General features: G+C 42.5%; 17 protein-coding genes. 9 read left to right on the top strand and 8 right to left on the bottom strand.

Going from position 1 to position 15,825, the window contains the following annotated elements:
• Positions 1 to 217: 217 nt before the first annotated feature.
• Positions 218 to 1,240: a type I glyceraldehyde-3-phosphate dehydrogenase gene (locus tag MWG72_RS11020; RefSeq protein WP_247144054.1), complete on the top strand. Its 1,023-nt coding sequence runs from the start codon at positions 218 to 220 to the stop codon at positions 1,238 to 1,240.
• A gap of 192 nt (positions 1,241 to 1,432) precedes the next feature.
• Positions 1,433 to 1,729, top strand: a complete 297-nt coding sequence (locus MWG72_RS11015; protein ID WP_005106505.1) for a hypothetical protein — start codon at positions 1,433 to 1,435, stop codon at positions 1,727 to 1,729.
• A 44-nt stretch (positions 1,730 to 1,773) separates the two neighbouring features.
• On the opposite strand, the gene MWG72_RS11010 is transcribed toward MWG72_RS11015, so the two are convergent.
• Positions 1,774 to 2,073, bottom strand: a complete 300-nt coding sequence (locus MWG72_RS11010; RefSeq protein ID WP_129716517.1) for an AzlD family protein — start codon at positions 2,071 to 2,073, stop codon at positions 1,774 to 1,776.
• Positions 2,070 to 2,819: an AzlC family ABC transporter permease gene (locus tag MWG72_RS11005; RefSeq protein WP_247144053.1), complete on the bottom strand. Its 750-nt coding sequence runs from the start codon at positions 2,817 to 2,819 to the stop codon at positions 2,070 to 2,072. Before MWG72_RS11005 ends, MWG72_RS11010 begins: the two co-directional genes overlap by 4 nt.
• A 147-nt stretch (positions 2,820 to 2,966) precedes the next feature.
• Here MWG72_RS11005 and MWG72_RS11000 point away from each other — a divergent pair, with 147 nt between their 5' ends.
• The 5 genes from MWG72_RS11000 to MWG72_RS10980 all read left to right on the top strand — a co-directional run bounded on the left by MWG72_RS11000 (position 2,967) and on the right by MWG72_RS10980 (position 7,540).
• Positions 2,967 to 3,422 carry an Lrp/AsnC family transcriptional regulator gene (locus MWG72_RS11000; RefSeq protein ID WP_004645552.1) on the top strand — a complete coding sequence of 152 codons (456 nt, stop codon included), beginning with the start codon at positions 2,967 to 2,969 and terminating at the stop codon, positions 3,420 to 3,422.
• A gap of 206 nt (positions 3,423 to 3,628) precedes the next feature.
• Complete coding sequence (locus MWG72_RS10995) at positions 3,629 to 4,795, top strand: ATP phosphoribosyltransferase regulatory subunit (protein ID WP_004645551.1); 1,167 nt, start codon at positions 3,629 to 3,631, stop codon at positions 4,793 to 4,795.
• Positions 4,796 to 4,865: 70 nt separating this feature from the next.
• Positions 4,866 to 6,185 (top strand): adenylosuccinate synthase, encoded by a 1,320-nt coding sequence (locus MWG72_RS10990; protein WP_004278963.1) that lies wholly within the window; start codon positions 4,866 to 4,868, stop codon positions 6,183 to 6,185.
• Positions 6,186 to 6,345: 160 nt separating this feature from the next.
• Positions 6,346 to 6,654, top strand: coding sequence for a hypothetical protein (locus tag MWG72_RS10985; RefSeq protein ID WP_180086952.1), 309 nt, complete (start codon positions 6,346 to 6,348; stop codon positions 6,652 to 6,654).
• Positions 6,655 to 6,766: 112 nt separating this feature from the next.
• Positions 6,767 to 7,540 carry a M48 family metallopeptidase gene (locus MWG72_RS10980; protein ID WP_005106510.1) on the top strand — a complete coding sequence of 258 codons (774 nt, stop codon included), beginning with the start codon at positions 6,767 to 6,769 and terminating at the stop codon, positions 7,538 to 7,540.
• Between the two features lie 167 nt (positions 7,541 to 7,707).
• On the opposite strand, the gene slyD is transcribed toward MWG72_RS10980, so the two are convergent.
• The 3 genes from slyD to MWG72_RS10965 all read right to left on the bottom strand — a co-directional run bounded on the left by slyD (position 7,708) and on the right by MWG72_RS10965 (position 11,168).
• On the bottom strand, positions 7,708 to 8,190 hold the full coding sequence (gene slyD, locus MWG72_RS10975; RefSeq protein WP_004278960.1) for a peptidylprolyl isomerase: 483 nt from the start codon (positions 8,188 to 8,190) through the stop codon (positions 7,708 to 7,710).
• Positions 8,191 to 8,326: 136 nt separating this feature from the next.
• Positions 8,327 to 9,613 carry an NAD(P)/FAD-dependent oxidoreductase gene (locus MWG72_RS10970; protein ID WP_004645547.1) on the bottom strand — a complete coding sequence of 429 codons (1,287 nt, stop codon included), beginning with the start codon at positions 9,611 to 9,613 and terminating at the stop codon, positions 8,327 to 8,329.
• 241 nt (positions 9,614 to 9,854) lie between these two features.
• On the bottom strand, positions 9,855 to 11,168 hold the full coding sequence (locus tag MWG72_RS10965) for a D-alanyl-D-alanine carboxypeptidase PBP6B (protein ID WP_005106512.1): 1,314 nt from the start codon (positions 11,166 to 11,168) through the stop codon (positions 9,855 to 9,857).
• 175 nt (positions 11,169 to 11,343) lie between these two features.
• Here MWG72_RS10965 and MWG72_RS10960 point away from each other — a divergent pair, with 175 nt between their 5' ends.
• Positions 11,344 to 13,047, top strand: coding sequence for a M61 family metallopeptidase (locus tag MWG72_RS10960; protein WP_247144052.1), 1,704 nt, complete (start codon positions 11,344 to 11,346; stop codon positions 13,045 to 13,047).
• 78 nt (positions 13,048 to 13,125) lie between these two features.
• Here MWG72_RS10960 and paaI read toward each other — a convergent pair whose 3' ends face one another.
• Entirely contained in the window at positions 13,126 to 13,518 is a 393-nt protein-coding gene (paaI, locus tag MWG72_RS10955; RefSeq protein ID WP_004278956.1) for a hydroxyphenylacetyl-CoA thioesterase PaaI, read from the bottom strand.
• A gap of 170 nt (positions 13,519 to 13,688) precedes the next feature.
• Here paaI and MWG72_RS10950 point away from each other — a divergent pair, with 170 nt between their 5' ends.
• The gene (locus tag MWG72_RS10950) at positions 13,689 to 14,402 is read left to right on the top strand and encodes a hypothetical protein (RefSeq protein ID WP_153566972.1); all 714 of its coding nucleotides are present in this window, start codon (positions 13,689 to 13,691) and stop codon (positions 14,400 to 14,402) included.
• 5 nt (positions 14,403 to 14,407) lie between these two features.
• On the opposite strand, the gene uraH is transcribed toward MWG72_RS10950, so the two are convergent.
• Both uraH and MWG72_RS10940 read right to left on the bottom strand, forming a co-directional pair.
• Positions 14,408 to 14,803 carry a hydroxyisourate hydrolase gene (gene uraH / locus MWG72_RS10945; RefSeq protein ID WP_247144051.1) on the bottom strand — a complete coding sequence of 132 codons (396 nt, stop codon included), beginning with the start codon at positions 14,801 to 14,803 and terminating at the stop codon, positions 14,408 to 14,410.
• 116 nt (positions 14,804 to 14,919) lie between these two features.
• A complete protein-coding gene (locus tag MWG72_RS10940) occupies positions 14,920 to 15,708 on the bottom strand; it encodes an rRNA large subunit pseudouridine synthase E (RefSeq protein ID WP_004731551.1) in 789 nt (262 codons plus the stop codon).
• Positions 15,709 to 15,825: the final 117 nt, after the last annotated feature.

Raw genomic sequence — 15,825 nt, 5'->3', positions numbered from 1 at the left:
TTTTTGCTGAATAATTAAATTGAATTTTCCCGAAGCAGAATCTGTGGATATCCATCACTTTAAAAAATAAACGGAATTTTAAATGGCTCGAATCCAGACGAATGTATCAGAAATAAAATAATCGAAAATCAGTATTTTCACTGAAGTTTTTAATGTACGGCGCAAGAAATCCTTTAACATAGAAGAGTTTTAAAATAGGCATATAAAAGGTCGAGTCATGCAACGAGTGGCAATCAATGGATTTGGGCGTATTGGACGGAATGTACTGCGCGCATGGTTTGAAAATCCGAAAGGTTTTAATTTTGAAATCGTTGCCATTAACGATATTGCCGATGTTGAAACCCTGATTCATCTATTTAAATATGACTCGACCCATGGCCGTTTTCCGGGGCAGGTAGATCTCAGTTATGATGCTGAACATATCTATATGCATATCAGCTATCAAGATGCCGCTTTAAAAGTGCAGGTTTTGTGTGAGCCGCAGCCGGCTAAGTTGTCTTGGCAAAACCTGGCGGTAGATGTGGTACTTGAATGTACCGGACTGTTCCGTTCCCGTGAAGCTGCGACCCAGCATATTGGCGCAGGGGCAAAACGTGTGATTATCGGCGCGGCACCTTTTGATACGGTCGATGCCGCGATTGTCTATGGTGTCAATCATCATGAAGTCAAAGCATCGGACCAGATCATTTCCAGTGTTTCTTGTACTACCCAGGCTTTGGTGCCACTGGTCAAAATTGTCGATGATGCTTTTGGCATCAGCAGTGCGTTAATGACCGAAATCCATGCTGTAACGGCGGATCAGTCGGTACTGGATCAGGCACATCGCGATTTGCGTCGTGCCCGTGCCTCAGGTCATAACATTATTCCAACGACTTCAAGCGCACTCGGTGCATTAAAGCGTGTCATGCCAAAAATGGACGGACGGATTGACGGTTATTCGATTCGCGTCCCGACCATTAATGTGGCAGCGATTGATTTGACCTTTGTCTCCCAGTCGCCGATTACCGATCACAAGTTAAATGAAGTTCTGATTAAGGCTGCCCGGCAGGATTTTGCCGAAATTATGTCGGTAACGGACGAGCCCTTGGTATCGAGTGATTTTAATCATTCCCCGTATTCACTGATTGTTGATCTGACCCAGACTCTGGTGGTCGGGCATCAAGCTAAGGTTTTTGCCTGGTACGATAACGAGTGGGGCTATGCCAACCGTCTACTGGATTTATGTGAATCATTTCATTAAGTTCGGGTTATCTAAACCTCAAAAGCACCAAGACACGGTGCTTTTTTCTTTCCTATAAATATTCTGCAAGCCATGTTTTAAGAGAATTTGCCGGTAATTGATCGAAAATCAGGAATTGAGGCTGAATTATTTACGTTATCTGAAGCATTTTTCGTTAAGATAAAGACAATAAAATGAAATAAGAGCAAGCACATGATGGTGGTTTGGGGATTTATTATATTGCTGACTTTGGCGGTGATTTTTCTGATCTGGCTGCAGTTTAATCAGAATGATGAACCACGTAGCGTGGAAGGCGTGCCAGTCGAAGAAAAAATCGTGCATCTGGAAGAAAATTTGAAAAAGACCCTGGAAATTATGCAGGATCTAGCCAAAAAAATGCATTTGCAGCAGGAAGTGCTGGATCAGACCACAGCCAAACTTCAGCAGGTTGAATTGCAAAATGCCGAACTGGTCAGTTTGCTGACCAAAGTGGTCGATCCACAGAAATAATCCAAACCCCTTTAGAAATTATTTAAAGGGATTTTGTTTGAGTATTAGACGATTAAAATTCTTAAAACTGCGGCAGAAACCATACTGATGGCGACGGTTGGTAATAATCCAAAACGCGTAGCGGCAAATAGCGTTAAAGCCAAGGCGATCAGGTCTGCAGGATGGTCTCGAACAAAATAGGGTGCAATTACTGAAATCAGCACGCAGCCAGGGACTACTTCCAGAATTTTTCGCTGACGCTGTGTCAGCGTTTTATTTTTTAATAAGACGTAGCCCAAGATCCGGGTTAAATAGGTGGTCGCAGCAATCAGAATAATAGCCACCAAGGTATTCATCTGGATCATGTTTGATCCTCTTGAATCAGGAAAAATGCCGAAGCGATTCCAGACAAGGCGCCAACCGGCACATACCAGCCCGCAGGTAAATATAAATAAGCCAAAGCCGCACAGACTAAACTGACCAGCCATGGCCGGGCAGCCTCAAAACCTTTCCACATACTTCTCAGTAACACCAGAAATACAGCAGGAAAGGCCATATCAAAACCAAAACGGTTGATGTCACCTAATACAGGTCCAAGTATGGCGCCGAGTGTGGTAAATCCGACCCACATCAAGTACAGGCAAAAACACAGGCCGGCATAATAAGGCATGCTAAACGCAGCACGATAACCCAAGTGCGCTTGTTTCCTTTGTGCATCAGCCAGACCGAGCGCCCAGCTCTCATCGACCATAAAAAACAGCGCCGGAAAAACTTTACGATTCGGGAGATGCTTTAAATACGGAACCAAACTGGCGCCCATCAACAGATGCCGGCTATTCACCAGAAAGGTAATGAACATCAGCATGAGTAAATTTGGTGGACTGCTCCAGACCTCCAGAATGGCAAATTCAGAACCACCAGCAAAGTTCAGGCCTGTCAGTAAAGGCACTTCGAGCAAGCTGAAATTCTTCTGTACCGCCGTCGCACCCAGCACCAGCGCAAAGGGGATAATCCCTAAAAGCATGGGAATAGAATCTTTCATGCCACGTTGAAATTCGCTGAAATCGGTAGGGATAACTACCGCTGCGGTGCTTTGTCTAAACAAAAGCATGGAAATGACCTAGGTACTGCAAAACTAGACCATATTTTATGGCGATATTCAGGCTATTTGCTGTTATAGTGAAAGAGATTTAAGTTTTATTTGAAATTAAATTGCGCTAAATTAAATTTAAGGGGTTTTAAATGCCAAGGTATAGACATGGATCAAATAGATAAACGCATTTTGCATGAGCTGCAAAAGAATGGAAAACTGCAAAATAATGAACTGGCTCAATTAATTGGCTTGTCACCGTCACCCTGTTTAAGACGGGTAAAACAGCTGGAAGATGATGGCGTGATTGAGCAATATGTCGCACTGCTGAATCCACAAAAGGTCAATTTGGCGATGAGCGTGTTTGCACGCGTCTGGCTCAAGTCTCAAGAAGCTGCTGTGGTCGATCAATTTGTCGAAGCGATCAAGGAAATGCCAGAAGTCGTCGAGTGCCAGTTAATGGCAGGCGATTGTGATTTCTTTTTAAGAATTGTGGTGGCTGATCTGGATGCCTATCGTAAATTTCAGATTCATCATTTAACCCAAATTCCCTGCATTCAAAGTGTAAAAACTGAAATTCCATTGCAAACGGTTAAAAGCACGACTGCATTGCCTTTGGTTTAATGCCGGATTTTGTCATGCTATTTGTTTTAAATGTGCATTAAAACGCTGATAGTTGACACAATTGTTGTTGATTTCATCAGGTGGCGAAAATTATAAAATTTGCGATGCACAGCCAAAACTATCGTGCTAGACTAGGAGAAATCGGGTGTGCTCCCGATTTTTTTATGCGGATTCGTTCCGCGCTGACAAGAATTTAGGTTTACAACATGCCCATTTCAGAGACATGGTTATTACCTGATGGTGTAGCTGATGTATTACCAGAACAAGCGCAAGTTATTGAAAGTCTGCGCCGTAAATCACTGGATTTCCTTGCATCTCGAGGTTATCAGCTGGTGTACACGCCATTCATTGAATACATCGAATCTCTATCTTCTCTCTCAGAATCGAATCAAGATTTAGACTTAGCCACTTTTAAAGTAATCGATCAGCTTTCTGGTCGTTTGCTTGGTGTGCGTGCCGATATGACACCACAAGTGGCTCGTATTGATGCGCATGTACATCCAGTGGAAGGTGTAGCACGTTACTGCTATGCAGGAACCGTTCTGCATACCAAGCCTCGCGGTTTTAACACTTCGCGTGCGCCACTACAGTTAGGTGCGGAGCTATTTGGTTCAGACAGCATCGATGCCGATGTAGAAATGGTCGACTTGATGATCAGTCTGATTCAGGAAACAGGTCTGGCAGATGGTATTCATCTGGACTTAGGTCATGTGGGTTTATTCCGCAGTCTGGTGGCTCAAGCCGGCTTAAACAAAGTCGCTGAACAGCAATTATCTGATTTATACCAGCGTAAGGCTTTGCCAGAATTAGAAGAATTCACGGCAGACCTGAAATTTGGTCAGGATTTCTATGCACTTGGACGCTATGCCAGCGACCTGGATGCATTACAAGCGCATTTAAGTGCTGAAGTGTTGGCAAATCCAGCATTTACGCAGGCTTTTAATGTCTTGCAAACCACCAAAGACGAAGTTCAAACCCGTTGGCCAAACTTGAGTATTGGTATTGATGTGGTTGAATTACGTTCATACCATTATCATACTGGCTTGATGTATGCAGTCTATGCACCGAACCGTGCAGCTGCACTGGCACAAGGTGGCCGTTATGATGGCATTGGTGAACATTTTGGCCGCGCGCGTCCGGCAACCGGTTTCTCTTGTGACTTATATGCTTTAAGCGCAGGTCAGTTTGATGCGGTACAGGTCGTGGTTGCACCTAAAGGCACTGATGCAGAACTTCTGAATGCGATTCAGAACATTCGCGCACAAGGCTTAAGTGTAATTCAGTTACTGGGTAATGATGATTTAAACTCGATTCCATATGCAACGCACCTGCTGGTGAATGCGAATGGTGAGTGGACAGTCAAAACGATTTAACTGCTTGGCTCAGTGTTCATGTCGCTGAGCGGGGCTTTCAACTTTAACAGCATGATGTAATGAGGCTATTATGGGCAAGAATGTTGTGGTACTTGGTACCCAATGGGGCGACGAAGGTAAAGGTAAAATCGTCGACCTGCTCACAGATCAAGCGGCAGCGGTAGTTCGTTATCAAGGCGGACATAACGCAGGTCACACTCTTGTGGTTGGTGGTAAGAAAACTGTCTTACACCTCATTCCATCAGGTATTTTACGTGAAAACGTATTGTGCTTAATTGGTAACGGTGTTGTTCTTTCTCCTGAAGCGCTCATCAAAGAGATGGACATTCTTGAAAAAGAAGGCGTTCCTGTTAAAGAACGTTTACGCATTTCTCCAAACTGTCCATTGATTCTTCCGAACCACATCGCACTTGATCAGGCGCGTGAGAAAAAACGTGGTAATGCGAAGATTGGTACGACAGGTCGTGGTATCGGTCCTGCATACGAAGACAAAGTAGCACGTCGCGCAGTACGTGTTGCTGACCTAGTACGTGGTGGTGAACATCTTACTGCTCAGTTAACTGAACTTCTGGACTACCATAACTTCCAGCTGACTGAATACTACGGTGTTGAAGCAGTTAAATTGGAAGATGTGCTGGCACTTTGCGACGAATGGCGTAAAGTTGTTGCGCCACTGGTTGTGGATGTGACCACTGAATTGCATAACTACCGTAAAAACGGTGACAACATCATGTTCGAAGGCGCGCAAGGTTCACTTCTTGACGTTGACCACGGTACATATCCGTATGTGACTTCTTCGAATACCACTGCTGGTGGCGTAAGCTCTGGTTCAGGTCTGGGTCCTTTGCATCTTGACTATGTACTGGGTATTACCAAAGCGTATACAACGCGTGTAGGTGCAGGTCCATTCCCAACTGAGTTGGTGTATGACGCTGCAAATGACACGGGTGATGCGATTGGTAAACACCTCGGTACGATTGGTAATGAATTTGGTGCCTCTACTGGCCGTCAACGTCGTTGTGGCTGGTTCGATGCTGAAATCCTACGCCGTTCAGTTGACGTAAACTCACTTTCTGGTATTTGCCTGACTAAACTTGACGTTCTTGACGGTTTAGAAGAAGTGAAAATCTGTGTGGGTTATGAAGCTGCAGATTCTGGTTGTGTCGGTTCTTCTGATGCGCTTGCATTCGAAACTTTAAAACCGATTTACGAAACTATGCCAGGCTGGTCTGAGTCAACTTTCGGTGCGAAATCACTGGATCAATTGCCAGAAGCTGCATTGAACTATGTAAAACGTCTTGAGCAATTGATTGAATGTCCAATCGACATCATTTCAACAGGTCCAGACCGTGAAGAAACGATTGTTCTTCGCCACCCGTTTGATGCTTAATCTTCATTTGATTAAAGCTTGAATGATAAAAACCCATCTCCGGATGGGTTTTTTTATATGCTGAATTTATGCAGCTATTTCAAGACTAAAGTTGCATCGGTAATGTGGCGTGATGTGCTTTAACATAGCGGTATATAAAGAAAGAAAAATGAGCAGCAGGATGCAAAAAAATATATCGGCGACCATGTTTTATTCATTGTTATTCGCGATGGGTGGGGCGCCAACATTGGCCATGATGATTATTCGTGCGCAAACTCAAAATCCTGAGGTGATTTATGCGGCGCTGATTGGTCTGAGTGTCATTATCGCCTGTGTATTAGTACCTATTATTTTATTGCAAAATGCTTTTTTATATTTCAAACGTAAAGACGAAATGCTTGAACAGAAAATCAAACCACTTAGTCAGGTTTACCTAGGCCTCAATATTATTTGTCTGATTTATTGGTTGGCGATACAGTATTTGGCTTAAAAATTACATAATTTATAAGAAGATGAATGAATTAAGCGTTTAGCTGCTACGCGCTTTCACTTATAATTTTTACAATGTAAATTGCCCTTAAGCCAAGGCGGAGTAAATTATAATGAAGAATAAACTTTTATTGAGTATGGCGGCTGCTACAGTCGTCACATTATCAGGTTGTACCACCATTGCCGATATGGCAGGGGCAGATACTGCGACCTTAAATGCATCTGCGAGCCAAAGCTATAATGCCATGGTCAATGATGCGCGCAATAAAGGCCAACTGGATACCAGTTCAGCCACCTATAAACGGATTAATAATGTATTTAACCGTTTGAAGCCAGTTGCTAACCAGATGAATCAAACCGGTACAGCATTCCAGTGGCAATTGGCTGTGCTCAAATCTGATCAGGTCAACGCCTTTGTTGCACCAGGTGGTAAGGTTGTATTCTATACCGGTATCGTGAATAAACTGAATCTGACCGATGCTGAAATTGCAGCGATTATGGGTCATGAAATGGTGCATGCCTTAGAAGAGCATTCTAAGCAGAAAATCGGTGCTCAAGCCCTGACTGATCTGGCTTTGGGTATTGGCTTAAATGCAGCAGGTGTAGGTCAAGGTGGCGCTGCAGCAGCACAATTGGGTAGTCAGATCGGTATTGGCTTACCATACTCGCGTAATCTGGAAAGCCGTGCTGACCAAGGTGGTTTAATGTTGATGGCGCGCGCAGGTTATAACCCGAATGCAGCCATTACCCTGTGGGAAAAAATGAACAAACTTGGTGGCGGCAGTGGTGCAACCTTCCTGTCTACGCATCCATCGAATAGTCAGCGTATTGGGCAAATGCGTCAACAATTGCCAGCAGCGATGCAGATTTATAACCAAAAAAAATAATCCACTGATCATCCTGTAAAAGGAGATCTTGATCGGATTGGAAAGGCAGGGCAATGGCTCTGCTTTTTTTTATAGCTAATTGGATGGTTAATATTCTGCGGGCTATTTTCAGGCAATAAAAAAGGCAAAGTCTGACTTTGCCTTTTTTCACTCAAGATCAGAAGATCTTAGTGCTGGTGACCGCCTACACCGTGTACGTGGCCGTGATCTAATTCTTCTTGAGAAGCTTCACGAACAGATACGATTTCAACTTCGAAAGTCAGGTCTTGACCAGCAAGTGGGAAGTTAGCATCAACAACAACATTGTCGCCTTCAACTGCTTTAACAGTTACGATTTGCACGCCGTCATCAGTTTGAGCTTGGAACTGCATGCCTGCCTGAATGTTGTCTACGCCTTGGAACATTTGCGCAGGAACTTCTTGAACTAGGTCAGGGTTGTATTCGCCATAACCTTCAGCAGCAGGAACGTTTACAGTGAATTTTTCACCTACAGTTTTGCCTTCTAACGCATTTTCTAAACCTGGGATGATGTTACCTGCACCGTGCAAATAGGCAAGTGGTTCACCTTGAGATTGGTCGAGAGTTTCACCCTCTGCGTTAGTCAATGTGTAGTGGAAAGAAACCACGAGGTTATTTGCAATAGCAGTCATGTTAATTGATCCATTCAATTTTTTAAGGGTACATCATAAAGTGAAATTGCATTTTTGTAGACTAAAATTAGCAAAAAAACGCAATTTGACAATTTTGTTGACGATTTTTTCATTGATTGGGCCAAATTCTGGAATTTCAATGCAATTTCAGCTTTGGAGAAATTTTTCGTGTAACAAAATCTTTTGCGGTGAGAATGCCAGCATGCGCATAACCATGAATGGTCGCCTGATGAATTCGATATAAAGAAACATACATCGATTTGGCAACAAAGCCTTGCACATTGACCTGACCGAGCAACTCGCCGACGGCTTTATTCTGGCTTAAGGAAATCAGTGAACCTTTGTCAGAAAATTTAAACATCGGTAAATAACTTTCTTCATTGACACGTGCTTTCAAGGCATTGGCCAGGAAATTGGCCTGTTGGCTAGCCACTTGTGCGCGTGGACCCAAGACCGGTTCATCTGCAGCAGGCTGGCAGTGAGCACAATCACCAAAAGCAAAAATGTCTGGATCAGATTTGGTTTGCAGGGTGGAGAAGACTTTCAAGCGGTGAATATTGTCCTTTTCCATATCTTGCAGTTGTGCCAAGACTTCAGGTGCTTTGATACCTGCGGCCCAGACTTTAATCTCGGCATCCAGACTTGAGCCATCTGCAAAATAAATTTTGTCTTCATCTACCTTGGCCACACGATGACTGGTAAGGACTTCAATACCGAATTTTTCCAGCTGTTGCATGGTATGTTCAGCAACTTTCGGCGAGAGCGCAGTCAAAATACGATCCGCCGCTTCAATTAAGGTAATTTTGACTTTATTTGGATCGACCTTGTTTAAGCCATATTTAAAGAAATTGTGTTTGGCCTCCACCAACTCGGCAGCCAATTCTACTCCAGTCGCACCGGCGCCAATAATCGCGATATTCAGTTCACGGCTCGAAGCTTCATGTTGAGCATTCAAGTAGAGATGCAACAGATCCTGCTGAAAGATATCAGCTTGTGGACGGCTGTCGAGAAAATGACAGAACTGTTTGACGCCTTCGGTATTAAAGTCATTCGAGGTAGAACCCAAGGCCAGTACCAGGGTGTCATAGTCGATGCGCTGGTTCTTCTTGGCTTGGGCTTTTTTGGAGAAATATTCTGTTTCTACCACAATCTGTTTCGCTTCACGATCCAGACCGGTAAATGTCCCCAAGACAAATTCATAATGATGTGCGGCTGAATGGGCAAAATAATTAGTTTCTTCTTCATGTGGATTTAAGGTGCCTGCGGCAACTTCATGCAGCAGCGGTTTCCAGATATGCGTCAGTTTTTGATCGACTAAAACAATCTGCGCTTTGCCGCTTTTACCCAAGCTCTCACCCAGCTGAGTTGCCAGTTCCAGACCACCGGCACCGCCACCCACAATCACGATTTTATGTGCTGTCATATATGATTAACCTGTTTATTTTTTTAATAAAAATAAGAGAAATAGAGAGAAAATATACTATGGCATGGGCCAGATCGCGTCTTGGTTAAAATTGTTATACACATTACAAAACGTAGCAATTCTGTGAGGGCAGGTAAGTTTCCCTGTCTTGGGGAGTGATGCAGGGAGAAAAGAAAATCTGCCAGAAGATCAGCGAGTAGATCTTCTAGCTTAAAGAAAAGTAACTTGAGATGTAGGGCTATTATCTATCTAAAGGATAAAGCTTTACGCTTGGCGTATTGTCTGAAAACAAACCGAATAAGCCTTGTAGCCAAGTAAAGAATTTCTGAAACAGGTTGGCTTCTTCAATTTCGACATGATCTTCAATTTGAATGGTGCGAATCAACTGATTATTCTGATAAACCTGAATAGTCGCCAAAGGCATCATGGTCGCCAAAGGTGCAATGAGTTCAGATGCTTTCACTTCAACATTGATATGAGTTTGCGTTTCCTGTAAAGGCTCGATACTTTTTAAAACGCCATCACCTGTATTCAGCATGACACGCTGTTGGGTTTGATCAAACTGGTTCAGGTCAATACTGTAGCCCTGATCATATAAAGAAGTGGTAATGATCTGCGGTTGCTTGGTTTGCACCTTAAACATTTTTAAGGTGGATTTGATCACAGGCAATTCAGCCAGTAGCTGTTGATCTTTGATCGCTACTTCATTGCGGGTATAGGTATAAGCGAGATTCATCAGCTTATGTGATACATCAGCGCGTTTTGCGGCACTTTTAGTACCCAGCACCACCACAATCAGACGGCGATTTGGCATTTCAAAATCTGCTGTGACACGATTGGCCGTCAGCGCCAGATTGTAGCCTGCCGCACGGGTAAAACCGGTTTTTAAGCCATCTACGGTTGGATCGACCTGAAGCACACGGTTGGTCGCACGATGAAAATGCTGATTGTAGGTAAAGCTTGGCTGCTTAGAATAATACAGATAATCTGGAGTTTCATTCACCACCGCCATAGACAGTCTGGCCAAATCGGCGGCAGTCGAATAATGCTCAGGCATGGTAATGCCGGCCGGATTCTGGAAATTGGTATGCTGCATGCCCAGCGCTTTGGCTTCCTGATTCATACGTTCAACAAACTGCGGAATACCACCCGAAATTTTCTCAGCCAGCGTGACTGCGGCATCATTAGCAGACATGATAATTAAGCCCGCCAGAAGCTGATCGACTGAAATCTGATCACCTTCTTTCAGGTACATTTGTGACTCATCCCACATCACAGTTTTCACCACAGAGGTCGCGGTTAAAACTTCATTTTTATCTAATTTTCCGGCCTCAATTTCCTTTAAGGCAATATAAGCCACCATCATTTTGGTCAGCGAAGCCGGAGCGCGTTGCACATCGGCATTATGCTCTGCAATGACTTGACCAGACTGTGAATCCAGAATGGTCCAGGCTTCAGCTTCAACGCTTTCAGGCACAATATTGAGTAGGGCAGCATGTGAAAATGCAGAAATAAATAAACTGAAAACCGCAATCAGTGAGATGATGTATTTCAATGGTGTTCCTTGATAACCCGGCGGGTGTTGAACGATTTAATTTTCACGCATGCTATGCCTTTTTTATACAGATAGCTAGTCGTAAATGTAGACAAATAAGACAGCTAAACCATACTGGCTTAAAAAATGCTAAGCTAAGCTATATCTCATTTATTTTAATTTTATATCGTTCATTATGTTGCATTATCAAATTGAATTTGACGATTATCGTCAGCATCTTATTCACGTGACTGTTCGTTTTCTTGCGGACCCGACTCAAGTCTTGTCATTACCGACCTGGATTCCGGGAAGCTATCTGATTCGAGAGTTTTCCAAGCACATTGAAGCGGTCAAAGCCTATGATGAAGATGGGCGCCAGTTACAGATCCAGAAATTTGAAAAGAACAAATGGCGTTTATTCAATACCGATCATGAGCTGATTACGGTGGAATATGATGTGTATGCCTATGATCTGTCCGTTCGTGGTGCATATGTGGATCAAAATCGTCTCTATGTGAATCCCGCTTGTGCATGTTTAGGGCTAGAAGGTCAGGAAAATAAAGAAATTGAACTGGAAATCTTCCTGCCAGATGAATTAAAGCATTTTCAGCTGGCAACCGGCCTGCAAGCCAAAAGTCTGGTCAAAGGCCGTTTCACCCTGAAAGCCAAAAACTATGCCGAATTGATTGATGCGCCATTTGAGCTAGCAGAACAAACCCGTTTCAGTTTTGAAGCAAATGGCATTCCGCATGAATTTGTGGTGTCTGGTAAACATGCCATGAATGCGGCGCGTATGCAGCAGGACATTGAAAAAATCTGTGCTACAGAAATTTCCATGTTTGGTTCAGCGCCGTTTACAGACTATACCTTTATGACCATGGCAACCGGCAATAGCTATGGCGGTCTGGAGCATCCAAATTCTACCAGCTTGATTTCACCGCGTGATGACTTGCCTAAGGCCAATGAACCTGAAGAACCTTCAAAAGATTATCAGCGTTTCCTCGGCTTATGTAGCCACGAATATTTCCATTCATGGTTGGTGAAGTTTATTCGCCCTGAAAACTTCGTTAACTATGATTTAAACAGAGAAGGTTATACCTCTCTGTTATGGATCTTTGAAGGTTTCACCTCTTATTACGATGATTTGATTTTGCTGCGTAGCGGCGTGATTAATCAGGAATCGTATATTGCTTTGTTAAAAGCACAGATTGACCGTTATTTGCAAAATCCGGGACGTGTGATTCAGTCAGTGTCTGAATCCAGTTTTGATGCCTGGGTGAAATTCTATCGTCAGGATGAAAACTCGAATAATGCGGGTACCAGCTATTACAACAAAGGTTGTTTAGTTGCACTGTGCCTGGATTTGGGTCTGCGTTTACGTGGTTCAAGTCTGGATGCTTTGATGCGCCGTTTGTATGAAAATGCCCAGAAAGGCGTTCAGGTGCATGAACGGACGATCTTTGAATTGTGTAAAGAATTGACAGGAGATGATTGGTCAGAACAGATTAATCACTTGATCAATACCACAGATGAATTGCCGCTCGATCAGCTATTCCCTGAGTTTGGTATGGCTTATAGCCTGAAAAATGACAAGTCTTTGCCATTCGGTTTAAAACTGGTAGATAAGCCGGAAGGTGTTCTAGTTCAATCTGCGCGTCGTGATGGGGTTGCTGTACTCGCTGGCCTTTCTGCCAATGATGTCATTATTGCAATTGATGGCTTAAAAGCAACGACCAAACTTGTTGAAAGCTATGCAAAACAGCAAGGTACTTTTACAGTGTATGCATTCCGTCGTGATGAGCTGATGAGTTTTGAAGTTCAAGCCGCGGGTTCTGAACTGACCGAAGTTGAACTGAAAGTAGAAGATCAGGCTAAAGCCGAGAAATGGCTTAAAGTTTAAATCCGAAATTATTCTTAATTTAAAAAAACCGGTGCATCGTCACCGGTTTTTTTATTGAAGTGCATGTTGAAAGAACATCTATTTAATGATCAGTCGTGATGTACCACGGAATTCTGCCACGATTTGATTATGTTGATTCATCACTTGAATGTCATAAATGCCACTACGGCCACTGCTGGTTTTGTGTTCGGCTACAGCAGTCAGCGTGTCGCCAAGCAATCCCGGTTTTAAATAATGAATACCGCAATGTTGACCGACTGCCGGATGTTCACCGGTATTGCAGGCAATTGCAAAAGCTGCATCTGCCAGTGCGAAAATCACGGCACCGTTACAGGTCTGATGACCTTGTAAATGTTGTTCAGTCACCTTTAATTCGATCTTTGCATAATTGTGATTATAAGAAACCAGATGAGCACCAAGATGCTGAATTAACCGGTCCTGATTAAACATCTGGTTGACTTGCTGATCCATTGCAAAACTCCTTATTTAGATATGTTTTATTTTAAATTATTAAATATATGAATCATAAATAACATCGGATAGTCAGAATGACAAGATGGAAGAGTTAGAAATCTTGTTTGCACACATAAGAAAAAGCAGGTAAAACCCATATTTAGGAATGGCTTTTTTATTATTAGAAGATGAATCAAAATAGTTTAAATTGGGGGATTAGAATTACAGTTGTATGGCTAGCTGTAATTTTTCTATTTTGGTTTTTTGGTGATTTGAAAAATCCAACATCTTTAAATGAATTAGGGGATTTTCTTGCAGGTATAGTTGCACCTATCGCTTTCTTATGGCTGATTTTAGGCTATGTGCAGCAAGGTAAGCAGCTAGAGCAAAATACAAAAGCATTAGAACAACAGGAAAGAGCATTACAGCTCCAAATCCAGGAAATGAAAGAAAGTGTTGAATATCAAAAACAACTTGGTGAAATTCAGAAAATTCAATTACAAGAAGTACAAAAAACATTAGAACCACGTTTTCTTATATTGAGTTCTAGAGTTAGGACTGTATTTTCAAATAAGGAAATGACTATTAATTGTTATGCGAACTTATATTTGATAATCGAAAACTTGGGTGAAGATGCGTTTGATTTTAAAATACAATCAGGTGAAAAAAACGCAGTTATAGCTAAAGAAAATAAATTTTTAGCTAGTGAGGTTAAACATATTAAGTTTGAACTAGACCAAACGAAATTAGATGAATTAAATAAGCATAAAGAAGTTGACGCTGATTTTATAATTGAGTATCAGAGTAAAAATGGAAGAGACTATAAGAAGTTACTAAAAACATATATTTATCAATCTAAGCATCCATTTTATGAACTTGAATCTAACATGATTGATAAGTAATAAACTCAATTCCCCCGATACGTTGAATAGCCATAAGAACTAAGCAACAGTGGAATATGGTAGTGTTCTAAAGCACCATCAATCACAAAGACCACCGGCACTTCAGGGAAGAACGTCCGTTGATTATTGGCCTTAAACCAGTCACCCGTTTTGAAAGTTACTTTATAAACACCTTTTTGTAACGCGGTGTCTTTAGGATAAAATTCTTTAATACGACCATTACTGTCTGTCTTGGCTTCATTGAGCTTGACCCATTTCTCACCTTGTTGCGTTTCTAGGGTGACCGTGACATTGGAAGAAGGCAAACCAGTTTCTTGATTAAGTACATGCACACTCAGCGGATTAGCAAAGCTAAAAGTTGAGAGGGACATTGCAGCTAAAGCACAAATTATTCTTTTCATGAGAATCATCGTAAAATGAATACTTCAATTGATTCTAATAAACTGAAAAATAAAAAATATTGAAGTTATGTAATAAAAAAGCCCACCGAAGTGAGCTTGATTAAATCTATTCAAACTTAGCCACGACCGCGGCCGCGACCACGTGGCGCCTTGGTATTTGGACGTGTTGTACCATTGGTCTTACGACGCGGCTTTTCACTTTCATCCATTTGCCAGATACGTTTGGTGCCAGACTTTTTCACAGAACCATCTTTATTTTTACGAACCATTGGCTTACCGCCCGTACCACCCGGCTTTTTCACATAAGAGCGTGAACGGTATGGTTCTTCCGCAGGAACATTCTGGAAGTCTGGATAAAGTAATGGTTCAATTTCTCTGGTTTCACCCGGTTGCAATCCCATACGAACCAAATCAATCTCACCAATTTTGGTACGGATCAAACGCAGTGTAGGGAAGCCGACAGCAGATGTCATACGACGAACCTGACGGTTACGACCTTCACAGATTGAAATCTCAACCCAAGACGTCGGAACAGAGGCACGGAAACGTACAGGAGGATTACGCTCCCACAACCATTCCGGTTCAGACACTTTTTCAGCACGTGCAGGAAGCGTCATGCCATCTTTCAGTTCAACGCCTTTACGAAGCTGCTCAAGAGCTTCTTCGGTCACATCACCTTCCACTTGCACCATATAAGTTTTAAACTTTTTATTGGCAGGATTGGTGATATATTGGTTGAGACCACCGTGATCGGTGAGGAAAACCAGACCTTCTGAGTCCATGTCCAAACGGCCAGCAAGACGTAAATCTTTGTCGTTGACAAAATCAGCCATGGTTGGGTGCTTTTCATCCGCACGGAATTGGGAGAGGACGTCATAAGGTTTGTTTAGAATGACGATTTTCATAGGAAATAACTTCTATAATTACATTAATTTAAAAAATGTAGAGGTTTATTTAAAAGGAAACTTGGTTATTTCCCGTATAAATCTCAAAAACAACAAATCTGGATTAGAATATTATGC

The organism is Acinetobacter lwoffii (assembly GCF_022967985.1).
Classification (GTDB): domain Bacteria; phylum Pseudomonadota; class Gammaproteobacteria; order Pseudomonadales; family Moraxellaceae; genus Acinetobacter.
This window is presented reverse-complemented; position numbering and strand designations above follow the sequence as displayed.

Excerpts from the sequence above, each read along its gene's own strand:
- MWG72_RS11020 (WP_247144054.1), top strand. The coding sequence starts at position 218 with ATGCAACGAGTGGCAATCAATGGATTTGGGCGTATTGGACGGAATGTA.
- MWG72_RS11015 (WP_005106505.1), top strand. The coding sequence starts at position 1,433 with ATGATGGTGGTTTGGGGATTTATTATATTGCTGACTTTGGCGGTGATT.
- MWG72_RS11010 (WP_129716517.1), bottom strand. The coding sequence starts at position 2,073 with ATGATCCAGATGAATACCTTGGTGGCTATTATTCTGATTGCTGCGACC.
- MWG72_RS11005 (WP_247144053.1), bottom strand. The coding sequence starts at position 2,819 with ATGCTTTTGTTTAGACAAAGCACCGCAGCGGTAGTTATCCCTACCGAT.
- MWG72_RS11000 (WP_004645552.1), top strand. The coding sequence starts at position 2,967 with ATGGATCAAATAGATAAACGCATTTTGCATGAGCTGCAAAAGAATGGA.
- MWG72_RS10995 (WP_004645551.1), top strand. The coding sequence starts at position 3,629 with ATGCCCATTTCAGAGACATGGTTATTACCTGATGGTGTAGCTGATGTA.
- MWG72_RS10990 (WP_004278963.1), top strand. The coding sequence starts at position 4,866 with ATGGGCAAGAATGTTGTGGTACTTGGTACCCAATGGGGCGACGAAGGT.
- MWG72_RS10985 (WP_180086952.1), top strand. The coding sequence starts at position 6,346 with ATGCAAAAAAATATATCGGCGACCATGTTTTATTCATTGTTATTCGCG.
- MWG72_RS10980 (WP_005106510.1), top strand. The coding sequence starts at position 6,767 with ATGAAGAATAAACTTTTATTGAGTATGGCGGCTGCTACAGTCGTCACA.
- slyD (WP_004278960.1), bottom strand. The coding sequence starts at position 8,190 with ATGACTGCTATTGCAAATAACCTCGTGGTTTCTTTCCACTACACATTG.
- MWG72_RS10970 (WP_004645547.1), bottom strand. The coding sequence starts at position 9,613 with ATGACAGCACATAAAATCGTGATTGTGGGTGGCGGTGCCGGTGGTCTG.
- MWG72_RS10960 (WP_247144052.1), top strand. The coding sequence starts at position 11,344 with ATGTTGCATTATCAAATTGAATTTGACGATTATCGTCAGCATCTTATT.
- paaI (WP_004278956.1), bottom strand. The coding sequence starts at position 13,518 with ATGGATCAGCAAGTCAACCAGATGTTTAATCAGGACCGGTTAATTCAG.
- MWG72_RS10950 (WP_153566972.1), top strand. The coding sequence starts at position 13,689 with ATGAATCAAAATAGTTTAAATTGGGGGATTAGAATTACAGTTGTATGG.
- uraH (WP_247144051.1), bottom strand. The coding sequence starts at position 14,803 with ATGAAAAGAATAATTTGTGCTTTAGCTGCAATGTCCCTCTCAACTTTT.
- MWG72_RS10940 (WP_004731551.1), bottom strand. The coding sequence starts at position 15,708 with ATGAAAATCGTCATTCTAAACAAACCTTATGACGTCCTCTCCCAATTC.